Here is an 11,372-nt window from a genome sequence, read left to right as displayed (position 1 = left end):
CCCGCCAATAAGGAGCATGTTTGTGGGTAATACGCCGTTTTGGCTCTGGTTTTTTAAAGCTTGCACGCCTTCACTCAAATTGCGCACAATGGATTCTTTTTTCAATAAGATGATGCAATTAAGGGTGATGAGCGAAAGCAACCTTGGGCTTGCATGCGAAGAAACCGCCCCAATCATGCCCAAGCTTGAAATCCCACAAACCCCATGCAATAAAGCCGTATCAATCTCAAACAACTCTTCACGCATCGCTTCAATTTCTTTATCATAAGGCTGTAAAGTAAAACCCTTAAACGCTTCAAAATTCAAATTTAAATCTGTAGAGTGTAAGACTTTTTGGCTTTTAAAATTTTCTAAAGCCTTTAAAACCGCTTGCTCTAAATTTTCTTTAGCGCTTTCAATGACTTCAGCTTTATTCAACACTTGGAAATGCTTGTATTCTTCCACCAAGTCTTCAAACTCCACTTTAATGATATTCCTGTAAATAGGGTTTGCTCCCTGAATGGCATGCTTGGCTTTGGCTTCTTTAATGCGCTTTAAAATAAGCTCTTTACTCATAAATCACCCCCTCTAAGTGCTGGACTTTTGCATGCAAGCTTGTGTCCATATTGGGTAAGGTCCTAACACTCGCCCACTCTTTGACTAGAGGCAGTATGGGAGCTAAAAGCTTGCCTAAAGGCGAGAAAAATTGAGCCATTTTCAATTGGAAACGCCACTTAGCCCCATCGCTTGCCATTTTGGCAAACATTTTCATAGAAAATTTTTCCATCCCGCTGTGCTGGGCGCTTTTAGCCCCCTTAACCACGCCCCTGCCCTCGCCCACTTTATCCGATCGTAAATCTCTAATGAGCTCGGCTAAAGGGATTTCTACAGGGCAAACTTCAGTGCAACGCCCACAAAGACTGCACAAATTAGGGATATGCCCGTAATTATTCAGGCCAAAGAGTTGGGGGGATACCACCACGCCTATAGGGCCAGGATAAGTAGAAAGATAGGCATGCCCACCGATTTTATCATACACAGGGCAGTGGTTCAAACAAGTCCCGCAACGGATGCATGAAAGAGCGCGATAATACTTTTCATCAGCCAAAATATTAGAGCGGTTGTTGTCTAATAAAATGATGTGGACTTCTTTAGGGCCGTCTAAATCGCCCTCTTTTCTGGGGCCTGTGATAATGTTTTGATAACATGTGATAGGCACACCCACAGCGCTTGGAGCGAGCAGATTGTTTAAAATCGCCGCATCATCAAAGCTTTCTACTAATTTTTCAATCCCACAAATTGCGACATGCACATCGCATGCGGTTGTGCTCATGCGGCCATTGCCTTCATTTTCCACTAACCAAATCGCTCCCTCATTAGCGATAGCGAAATTCACCCCACTGATCCCCATTTTAAAGCTTTCAAATTCTTTGCGCATGTGTTTTCTAGCGATCGCGTTAAGCTTTTCAGGCTCTTCTTCATAAGCGGCGTTGAGTTTTTCTTCAAAAATCTTACCGATTTGCTTGCGGTTTTTATGGATAGCCGGCACGACAATATGCACAGGGTGTTCATTAATGAGCTGGATAATCAATTCGCCCAAATCCGTTTCTTGCACTTGAATGCCCTTTTCTTTCAAGTAATGGTTCAAGCCGATTTCTTCGCTCGCCATGGATTTTTGCTTTAAAATGCGCTGGATATTCTTTTCTTTAGCGAGGTTGTAAATGATTTCATTAGCTTCACCGCCGTCTTTAGCGTAATGGATTTTAAAGCCGTTTTGAGTGGCGTTTTTTTCAAACAATTCCAAATATTCATCAAGCCTGGATAAAATTTTGAGCTTGACTTCTTTGCCTAATTCCCTTAAATTTTCCCACTCGCTGTAACGATTTTTAATCAGATTCTTACGATTAGCCCTTAAGGTATCCATTGCAGAACGCAAATTTTCCCTTAATTGCATATCGCCTAACTGATCGGTGATGATTTCTTCGTATTCTTGGTCGCTATGATATTTTTCCATGATCATTCCTTAAAATAATTCTTTAATGTTAAAGCCCAAGCCTTGAGGCTAAAAAGTCGTAAAAATGCATGGGTTTTGTGGGTGAGCCCATTTTTTGCATAGCGGTGCTGATATTCATCAAACACCCAGCATCCGCTGAAACAATCGCATCCACTTGACGGCTTTCTATGTCTTTAATCTTTTCTTTGACCATAACCGCTGAAATTTCAGGCTCTTTGACTGAAAAAGTCCCCCCAAACCCGCAGCATTCTTCTTCTTTTTCCAATTCAATGAGTTCCACATTTTTAAGCTGTCTGATGAGGTTTTTCGCCGAGTCAATCACTTTAGCCACCCTTAAGGCATGGCAATTAGAATGCCATGTGATTTTAAGGGGTTCGCCCTTATCTTCATATTTGACTTGCAATTTTTTATCCAAAAATTCGCTCAATTCATACACCCTAGAGCAAAAATCTTTAACCATGTTAAATTCCGCATGCCCTTCAAACAATTCCAAATAATCATGCCGCATCATCCCTGTGCATGAACCGCTAGGCAGAATAATAGGGTAGTCGTTATTGGAATAAAGTTTGATATTGTATAAAACGACTTTTTTTGTCTCTTCATAATACCCTGAGTTATAGCTTGGCTGGCCGCAACATGTCTGGTCTTTTTTGAAAACCACTTCCACATTTTCCTTACGGAGTAATTTGATAGCGTTAAGCGATGCGTTGCTGTATATGGCTGCTCCTAGACAAGTAGCAAAGAAATTGACTTTCAAAGAAGGCTCCTTAAAATTCCAAATTAAGAGTTTCAAACGCAAACAATATAATACTCAAAATTAGTAAGATTGTAACCACAAGTTTATAAACCCACTCATTCAAACATTGTTACTAAAATAAACCACAAACCCATTAAATTTGACTTAATATTAAATGCTACTTAAAATTAGTTTTTTCTTTTAAGTAAGATAAAAAAATACTTTTAATTATTCAAGGAAAATTTATGGAATTTTATCAAGTCTATGATCCATTAGGCCATATTTGGCTGAGTGCTTTAGTGGCGCTATCGCCTATTGCGCTCTTTTTTATTTCTCTTATTGTCTTTAAACTTAAAGGGTATAGCGCTGGGTTTTTAAGCTTAGTGCTTTCAATCATTATTGCGTTATTTGTGTATAAAATGCCTGCTCAAATGGTGAGCGCGAGTTTTTTCTATGGCTTTCTTTATGGCTTGTGGCCGATCGCTTGGATTGTGATCGCTGCGATTTTTCTTTACAACCTTTCAGTGAAATCCGGGTATTTTGAGATTTTAAAAGAAAGCATTTTAACCCTAACGCCGGATCACCGCATTTTAGTGATTTTGATTGGCTTTTGTTTTGGCTCGTTTTTAGAAGGAGCGATCGGCTTTGGAGGCCCGGTAGCGATCACAGCGGCGATTTTAGTCGGCCTTGGGCTAAACCCCTTATACGCTGCTGGATTGTGCCTGATCGCTAACACCGCTCCTGTAGCTTTTGGCGCGGTGGGCATTCCTATTACGGCAATGGCTAGCGTGGTGGGTATCCCTGAATTAGAGATTTCTCAAATGGTGGGCAGGGTGTTACCCATTTTTTCCATTGGCATTCCTTTTTTCATCGTGTTTTTAATGGATGGTTTTAGAGGGATTAGAGAGACTTTTCCTGCAGTGGCTGTTACCGGGTTTAGTTTCGCTATCGCGCAATTTTTAAGCTCTAATTATCTAGGGCCGCAACTCCCGGATATTATTTCAGCTTTAGTGTCATTGATCGCTACCACTTTGTTTTTAAAATTCTGGCAACCCAAGCGCATTTTCACCAGCAATGGCAAAGAGCCCGCAATCAGCACAGAAAAACACCATATTTGTAAGGTGGTTGTGGCGTGGATGCCTTTTGTGTTGCTCACTCTTACGATTATCATATGGACGCAACCCTGGTTTAAAGCGCTCTTTAAAGAAGGCGGGGCTTTGGCGTTTTCTAGCTTTGCGTTTGAATTTAATTCTATCAGTCAAAAGGTTTTTAAAACCGTTCCCATTGTTACTGAAGCGACCAATTTCCCTGTCGTGTTCAAATTCCCTTTGATCCTAACGACAGGCACTTCCATTTTTTTAGCCGCTCTTTTAAGCGTGTTTTTATTGCGCGTGAAAATCAGCGATGCGATAGGGGTGTTTGGGGCCACTTTAAAAGAAATGCGTTTGCCGATTTTAACCATTGGCGTGGTTTTAGCGTTTGCGTATGTGGCTAATTATAGCGGCATGAGTGCCACGCTCGCTTTAGCGTTAGCGGATACTGGGCATGTTTTCACTTTCTTTTCGCCTGTTGTAGGCTGGCTTGGGGTGTTTTTAACCGGAAGCGATACGAGTTCTAATCTTTTATTTGGCTCTTTGCAAATGCTCATCGCTACACAGCTTGGCTTGCCTGAAGTGCTTTTCTTAGCAGCCAACACTTCAGGGGGTGTTGTGGGTAAAATGATAAGCCCTCAAAGCATCGCTATCGCTTGCGCAGCGGTGGGGTTAGTGGGGAAAGAGAGCGAATTGTTCAGATTTACAGTAAAATACTCTATCGCTTTGGCAATCATTATGGGGATTGTCTTCACTCTTATTGCTTATGTCTTCCCCTTTATTATCCCCATCATTCCTAAATAAGGGGGTTTTTAAAGAGAACTAGTGCTAAGAGAATATTTTTAAAAAGGGATTTTTTAGTGCTAGAATTTCATCAAGTTTATGACCCTTTGGGTAATATTTGGTTGAGCGCTCTTGTAGCCTTATTGCCGATTTTGTTATTTTTCTTATCTTTAATGGTTTTTAAACTCAAAGGTTATACAGCGGCCTTTTTGAGCGTGGCTCTGTCAGCCATTATTGCGGTTTTAGTGTATAAAATGCCTGTTAGCATGGTGGGTTCAAGTTTTCTTTATGGCTTCCTCTATGGCTTATGGCCGATCGCTTGGATCATTATTGCGGCGATTTTTTTATACAAACTCAGCGTTAAATCCGGCTATTTTGAAATTTTAAAAGAAAGTGTTCAGTCCATCACTTTAGATCATAGGATTTTAGTGATTTTGATTGGCTTTTGTTTTGGCTCGTTTTTAGAAGGGGCGATCGGCTTTGGAGGGCCTATTGCTATAACAGCGGCGATTTTAGTGGGCTTAGGGTTAAGCCCCTTATATTCTGCCGGATTGTGCCTAATCGCTAACACCGCTCCTGTAGCCTTTGGCGCGGTGGGTATCCCTATAAGCGCCATGGCGAGCGCGGTAGGGGTGCCAGCGATTCTAATTTCAGCCATGACGGGTAAAATCCTCTTTTTTGTGAGCTTGTTAGTGCCGTTTTTCATTGTGTTTTTAATGGATGGTTTTAAGGGGATTAAAGAAACTTTTCCGGCCGTTTTTATCGCGGCTTTTTCTTTCGCTGGCGCGCAATTTTTAAGCTCTAATTATTTGGGGCCAGAATTGCCCGGTATTATTTCAGCCCTTGTTTCACTCGTTGCAACGGCGCTCTTTTTGAAATTTTGGCAGCCTAAAGCGATTTTTAGAAGCGATGGCAAAGCGGCTTCATTCACTAAGAGCAACCATCATATCTGTAAGGTTTATGTCGCTTGGTCTCCTTTTGTGATTTTGGTTTTAGTGATTGTGCTATGGATACAGCCTTTTTTTAAGGCTTTATTTGAAAAAGACGGCTTGTTAGCTTTTTCTAATTTTTATTTTGAATTCAATAACATCAGTAACCACATCTTTAAAAGCCCGCCTTTTGTAGAAGCCAATCAAAGCGTGAGTTTTCCGGTGGTGTTTAAATTTTTCTTAATCAACACGGTTGGCACTTCCATTTTTTTGGCCGCTCTCATTAGCATGCTCGTTTTAAGGGTGCGAGTGAGCGATGCGATGAGCGTCTTTGGCGAGACTTTAAAAGAAATGCGCTATCCCATTCTTACCATTGGTTTAGTCTTAAGCTTTGCCTATGTGTCTAATTACAGCGGGATTTCTTCCACTCTAGCTTTAGCACTCACCCATACGGGATTGGCTTTCACCTTTTTCTCGCCCTTGATCGGGTGGGTGGGCGTGTTTTTGACCGGGAGCGATACGAGTTCTAATCTTTTATTTGGCTCTTTACAGCAACTCACCGCCCAACGATTGCACCTCCCTGAGATTTTAACCCTAACGGCTAATACCGTGGGTGGCACTTTGGGCAAGATGATAAGCCCTCAAAGCATCGCTATCGCTTGCGCGGCAGTGGGGTTAGCCGGGAAAGAGAGCGATTTGTTCAAATTCACGGTCAAATACTCCCTTATTTTTGTGGCGATCATGGGAGTCGTGATTAGCGCGATTGCGTATTGGATCCCTGAAGTGGTGCCTATGGTAAAGTAGAGCCATTTTAGATTTGGCAAACTTTAACCTCCAAATAAATTTTTTTGTTTTAAAAAATTCAAAATTTTAAGCGTCATAGAGCTTATGGGTAAGGTTTCTAAGTCTTTAAGGCTGTAAAAACGAACAGGGTTTTTTAAATCTTTTATCGCAGCTGAATAGAGGTTTAAATTGAGCTTGAATTTAGTGTGGCTGTGTTTGATTGCGCCTAAAAAGGGGAGTTTGCATTCTGAATTTTCTTTGAGATTAGGGAAATGGTGCATCCCAAAATAGAGTTTTTGCTCTATTTTTTCTAAAGCGATTTGGTTATTTTGGATCACAACGCCCAAGTAACGCTCTTCTTGAATGGTTTCTTGTTTTTTCTTAAGCGTGTGTTTTTCTGGGTTGTTTTTACCCAAACAATAAGGATTTAAAGGGCAAATCGCGCATTTGGGTTTAGGGGAGCAGATTAAAGCCCCTAGATCAATTAGGGCTTGGTTATGATTAAAGCTTTCATTAAGATTGAGAAAGTCATTCGCTTTAATTTGTAAGTCTTTAGCTTGGATATTAGGATCCAAACCAAAAAGCCTTAAAAGCACTCGTTTGATATTGGCATCCACGCATGCGCTCTTTTCTCTAAAGCCAAAACATAAAATCGCATTAGCCGTGTATGTGCCAATACCGGGGAGTTTCAATAGGCTTTGATAGTCATTGGGTAATTGTGAGTTATGTTCTTTAACGCAAATTTCAGCGCTTTTTTTTAAATTTTTAGCCCTTGAATAATAACCAAGCCCTCTCCAAAGCAATAAAATCTCCTCTAATTGAGCGTTCGCTAAGTCTTTTAAAGTGGGGAAAGCCTTTAAAAAAGGGGAGTAAAAACGCTCAACCACCGTGTTGATTTGGGTTTGTTGGCTCATCACTTCGCTGATATAGACTTCATAAGGAGCGTTAATGCCCTTTAAATTCCTGAAAGGTAAATCCTTTCTCCCGAATTCTTCATACCATTTTAAAAGGGCGTTGTGTAAAGTTTCCAGCTACAACCACCTGTAAGCGATGAGTTTGACCCAAGGCACGCACACGCTTAAAAACACGATCAAATACACCATACCAAAAATAAACCCCCATTTCCAAAAATCCTTGCTTGGAATATAACCGCTCCCGTAATAAATGGTGGATGGGCCTGTGCCATAGGGGGTTAAAATCCCCATAATCCCTAAAGAAAGCATTAAAAACAAGCTCAATTCTTGCAAATTGACCCCTTGAATGCGCGAACCAATCCCCACAAAAAGTGCAAATAACGCGCTCACATGAGCGGTGATGCTTGCGAAAAAATAATGCGATAGATAAAAGAGGGCTACAATAAACAATACCGCTATTAACGGATCCAAGTTAGCATGCTCTAAAAAATTTTTAGCCGCATTGCCGATAAAATTTAAAAACCCTACATTTTTAAGCCCGCCAGCCATCGTGAGCAGCGATCCAAGCAATAAAAAAATATTGAACGCGCTCTTGTTTTTAATGATGTCTTCATAGTTTACAATCTTACAAAACGCCATTAAAACCATGACAATCAAAGCCGTCGCGCTCGCATGCAAGCCTAAAGGTTTGCCAAAAATCCAACCCAATAAAGCCAATAAAGTGAGGCTGAGCATTAAAATTTCTTTTAAAGAAAACCTCCCCATGCTTTCTAATTCTTTTTTGGCCCACAAACTCACTTCCTTTGAGCCTTTTAAGGTGGGTTTGCAGGTTTTATATGCCAATAAAGGCGCAAGCAAGATCAAAACCACCCCACAAGGCAAGAACGCTAAAAACCACGAAAACCATGAGATTTCATTCACCCCCATTTTGGTAGCGATTTCCATTGCTAGGGGGTTAGGAGCGAGCGCGGTTAAAAACATGGACGAAGTGATACAAGTTGAAGCCAAAGCGACCCACATCAAATACGCACCGATTTTGTCAGGGTTATTATTTGGAGTGGATCCCATTAAAGGCGGGATAGAAGAAACGATTGGATAGAGTATGCCCCCACTTCTAGCGGAATTGCTAGGGATAAAGGGGGCTAGACACAATTCGCTCAAACCAATCGCATAGCCTAAACCTAAAGGGGTTTGCCCTAAAAACCTAATGAGCAAAAGAGCGATCCGTTTCCCTAACAAGCTTTTTTCATACCCTAAACCCAAAATAAAAGCGACAAACACAAGCCACACCGTTTTATTCGCATACCCGCTCAAACCCCATGAAATAGCCTTATTAGCGCTCGCTACTCCATCGCTCGCTCCAATTTTTAACGCTACGCACAGCACTAACGCGCTCAACGCTATCAAACCTGATGGCACTGGCTCTAAAATCAACCCTATAATCATGCCCATGAAAATACAAAAATAAAGCCATGCGTTAGGGTTTAACCCATCCGGTGCGCCCAAAAAATACAATAGCGTTGCGATAAAGAAAGGGGCAAGAATGATGAGAGTTTGTTTAGTCATGTTTAACCTTTAGCCAAAGATAGTAGCAATTTGGCTTAAAAATGCCATTCAAATGGGATTAAGTTATTACAATGTTACAGAAAAAGATTAAAAATTAAGCTTTTTGAAAAAGATAAAATTTTATAATTGTGTTTATCTTTGTTGAATTTACTACAAATAGGAGTATTGCATGCAAGAAAATGTGCCTTTGAGTTATGATTATTCCATTAGCAAATTGTTTCTTTATGCGATGATTGCCTTTGGGATAATAGGCATGTTAATAGGGATCGTGTTAGCCTTTGAATTATCTTTCCCTAACTTGAATTACATTGCAGGGGAGTATGGTATTTTTGGCCGCTTACGCCCTTTACACACGAATGCGGTGATCTATGGTTTCACTCTTGGGGGGGTTTGGGCGAGTTGGTATTACATCGGTCAAAGGGTGCTTAAAATCACTTACCACCAACACCCCTTTTTGAAAATCGTAGGGTTATTGCATTTTTGGCTCTGGATTCTTCTTTTAATTCTAGGGGTTATTAGCTTGTTTGCTGGTCTTACTCAATCTAAAGAATACGCTGAATTGATGTGGCCTTTAGATATTATTGTGGTTGTGGCATGGGTGCTATGGGGGGTTAATATGTTTGGGAGCATGAGCGTTAGGAGAGAAAATACCATTTATGTGTCTTTATGGTATTACATCGCTACTTATGTGGGTATAGCGGTGATGTATATCTTCAATAACCTTTCTGTCCCCACCTATTTTGTCGCTGATATGGGGAGTGTTTGGCATTCAATTTCTATGTATTCAGGCAGTAATGATGCACTCATTCAATGGTGGTGGGGGCATAATGCGGTCGCTTTTGTCTTTACGAGTGGGGTGATTGGCACGATTTATTATTTCTTGCCTAAAGAGAGCGGCCAGCCTATCTTTTCTTACAAACTCACTTTGTTTTCTTTCTGGAGCTTGATGTTTGTTTATATTTGGGCAGGCGGGCACCATTTGATTTATTCCACCGTGCCTGATTGGGTGCAAACCCTTTCTAGCGTGTTTTCCGTGGTGTTGATCTTGCCTTCGTGGGGGACAGCTATTAACATGCTTTTAACGATGAGGGGCCAATGGCACCAGCTCAAAGAAAGCCCTTTGATCAAATTCTTAGTTTTAGCTTCAACTTTCTACATGCTTTCCACTTTAGAAGGTTCTATTCAAGCCATTAAGAGCGTGAACGCCTTAGCGCATTTCACCGATTGGATTATAGGGCATGTGCATGACGGCGTGCTTGGGTGGGTAGGCTTCACTTTGATTGCGAGCATGTATCACATGACGCCTAGGCTTTTCAAAAGAGAGATTTATTCAGGAAGGCTTGTGGATTTCCAATTTTGGATCATGACTTTAGGGATTGTGCTTTACTTTTCGTCCATGTGGATTGCAGGGATCACGCAAGGGATGATGTGGAGGGATGTGGATCAGTATGGGAATCTCACTTACCAGTTCATTGACACGGTTAAGGTGCTAATCCCTTATTACAACATTAGAGGCGTTGGGGGTCTTATGTATTTTACCGGATTTATTATTTTTGCTTACAATATTTTTATGACCATCACAGCAGGCAAAAAATTAGAGCGTGAGCCCAATTACGCCACGCCTATGGCCAGATAGGGGAGGTTGGAAATGTTTAGTTTTTTAGAGAAAAACCCGTTCTTTTTCACTCTTGCGTTTATTTTTGTGTTTGCGATTGCGGGCTTGGTGGAGATTTTGCCCAACTTCTTCAAATCCGCTCGCCCGATTGAAGGCTTACGGCCTTATACGGTTTTAGAGACAGCGGGGAGGCAAATTTATATCCAAGAAGGTTGCTATCATTGCCATTCCCAGCTTATCCGCCCTTTCCAAGCTGAGGTGGATCGATATGGCGCGTATAGTTTGAGCGGGGAATATGCGTATGATAGGCCATTTTTATGGGGTTCTAAAAGGATTGGCCCTGATTTGCACAGGGTGGGGGATTATCGCACAACCGATTGGCATGAAAAGCACATGTTTGATCCTAAAAGCGTTGTGCCGCACAGCATCATGCCCGCCTATAAGCATTTATTCATCAAAAAGAGCGACTTTGACACCGCTTATGCAGAAGCTTTGACACAAAAAAAGGTTTTTGGCGTGCCTTATGACACAGAAAACGGCGTGAAATTAGGGAATGTGGAAGAAGCGAAAAAAGCTTATTTAGAAGAAGCTAAAAAAATCACAGCCGACATGAAAGACAAGAGGGTGCTAGAAGCGATTGAGAGAGGTGAAGTGTTAGAAATTGTGGCTTTGATCGCTTATCTCAACAGCTTGGGTAATTCCAGGATCAACGCTAGTCAAAACGCTAAATAAGGGGTGAATGATGGATTTAGAAAGTTTGAGAGGTTTTGCGTATGCGTTTTTTACCATTCTTTTCACGCTCTTTTTGTATGCCTATATTTTTAGCATGTATAGAAAGCAAAAAAAGGGCGTCGTGGATTATGAGCGGTACGGATACTTAGCGTTAAATGACGCTTTAGAAGATGAGTTGATTGAACCACGCCATAAAAAAGTTCATGATAATGGCATAAAGGAAAGTTGAA

10 protein-coding genes are annotated in these 11,372 nt (G+C 41.2%); 5 read left to right on the top strand and 5 right to left on the bottom strand.

Going from position 1 to position 11,372, the window contains the following annotated elements:
* The 3 genes from DV63_RS10585 to DV63_RS10575 form a co-directional block, all read right to left on the bottom strand.
* A partial coding sequence (locus DV63_RS10585; RefSeq protein ID WP_000032021.1) for a LutC/YkgG family protein occupies positions 1 to 555 on the bottom strand: 555 nt, incomplete at its 3' end.
* A complete protein-coding gene (locus DV63_RS10580; protein ID WP_000417295.1) occupies positions 548 to 1,993 on the bottom strand; it encodes a LutB/LldF family L-lactate oxidation iron-sulfur protein in 1,446 nt (481 codons plus the stop codon). The genes DV63_RS10585 and DV63_RS10580, both read right to left, overlap by 8 nt.
* Before the next feature lie 28 nt (positions 1,994 to 2,021).
* The gene (locus tag DV63_RS10575; RefSeq protein WP_020982365.1) at positions 2,022 to 2,750 is read right to left on the bottom strand and encodes a (Fe-S)-binding protein; all 729 of its coding nucleotides are present in this window, start codon (positions 2,748 to 2,750) and stop codon (positions 2,022 to 2,024) included.
* 224 nt (positions 2,751 to 2,974) lie between these two features.
* Here DV63_RS10575 and DV63_RS10570 point away from each other — a divergent pair, with 224 nt between their 5' ends.
* Together DV63_RS10570 and DV63_RS10565 are read left to right on the top strand one after the other, a co-directional pair.
* Positions 2,975 to 4,624: an L-lactate permease gene (locus DV63_RS10570; protein ID WP_000398067.1), complete on the top strand. Its 1,650-nt coding sequence runs from the start codon at positions 2,975 to 2,977 to the stop codon at positions 4,622 to 4,624.
* A gap of 56 nt (positions 4,625 to 4,680) precedes the next feature.
* Positions 4,681 to 6,336 (top strand): L-lactate permease, encoded by a 1,656-nt coding sequence (locus DV63_RS10565; protein WP_000889058.1) that lies wholly within the window; start codon positions 4,681 to 4,683, stop codon positions 6,334 to 6,336.
* 23 nt (positions 6,337 to 6,359) lie between these two features.
* On the opposite strand, the gene DV63_RS10560 is transcribed toward DV63_RS10565, so the two are convergent.
* Both DV63_RS10560 and DV63_RS10555 read right to left on the bottom strand, forming a co-directional pair.
* On the bottom strand, positions 6,360 to 7,346 hold the full coding sequence (locus DV63_RS10560) for an adenine-specific DNA glycosylase (protein WP_031202219.1): 987 nt from the start codon (positions 7,344 to 7,346) through the stop codon (positions 6,360 to 6,362).
* The gene (locus DV63_RS10555; protein WP_000166389.1) at positions 7,347 to 8,795 is read right to left on the bottom strand and encodes a DASS family sodium-coupled anion symporter; all 1,449 of its coding nucleotides are present in this window, start codon (positions 8,793 to 8,795) and stop codon (positions 7,347 to 7,349) included.
* Positions 8,796 to 8,964: 169 nt separating this feature from the next.
* Between DV63_RS10555 and ccoN the strand changes: the two genes are divergently transcribed.
* From ccoN to DV63_RS10540, 3 genes are read left to right on the top strand one after another with little or no spacing between them, the layout of a single operon-like run.
* Positions 8,965 to 10,431: a cytochrome-c oxidase, cbb3-type subunit I gene (ccoN, locus tag DV63_RS10550; RefSeq protein WP_001157601.1), complete on the top strand. Its 1,467-nt coding sequence runs from the start codon at positions 8,965 to 8,967 to the stop codon at positions 10,429 to 10,431.
* 12 nt (positions 10,432 to 10,443) lie between these two features.
* Complete coding sequence (gene ccoO / locus DV63_RS10545) at positions 10,444 to 11,142, top strand: cytochrome-c oxidase, cbb3-type subunit II (protein ID WP_000490776.1); 699 nt, start codon at positions 10,444 to 10,446, stop codon at positions 11,140 to 11,142.
* Positions 11,143 to 11,152: 10 nt separating this feature from the next.
* The gene (locus DV63_RS10540) at positions 11,153 to 11,371 is read left to right on the top strand and encodes a cytochrome c oxidase, cbb3-type, CcoQ subunit (RefSeq protein ID WP_001864632.1); all 219 of its coding nucleotides are present in this window, start codon (positions 11,153 to 11,155) and stop codon (positions 11,369 to 11,371) included.
* Position 11,372 lies beyond the last annotated feature (1 nt).

The organism is Helicobacter pylori FD535 (genome assembly GCF_000296015.2).
In the GTDB taxonomy this organism is placed as follows: domain Bacteria; phylum Campylobacterota; class Campylobacteria; order Campylobacterales; family Helicobacteraceae; genus Helicobacter; species Helicobacter pylori_CT.
Note: the sequence above shows the minus strand (reverse complement) of the source record. Positions and strands in the feature narration are given on the sequence as shown.

Coding starts and splice junctions, on each gene's coding strand:
- ccoO (WP_000490776.1), top strand. CDS start 10,444: ATGTTTAGTTTTTTAGAGAAAAACCCGTTCTTTTTCACTCTTGCGTTT.
- DV63_RS10580 (WP_000417295.1), bottom strand. CDS start 1,993: ATGGAAAAATATCATAGCGACCAAGAATACGAAGAAATCATCACCGAT.
- DV63_RS10555 (WP_000166389.1), bottom strand. CDS start 8,795: ATGACTAAACAAACTCTCATCATTCTTGCCCCTTTCTTTATCGCAACG.
- ccoN (WP_001157601.1), top strand. CDS start 8,965: ATGCAAGAAAATGTGCCTTTGAGTTATGATTATTCCATTAGCAAATTG.
- DV63_RS10540 (WP_001864632.1), top strand. CDS start 11,153: ATGGATTTAGAAAGTTTGAGAGGTTTTGCGTATGCGTTTTTTACCATT.
- DV63_RS10570 (WP_000398067.1), top strand. CDS start 2,975: ATGGAATTTTATCAAGTCTATGATCCATTAGGCCATATTTGGCTGAGT.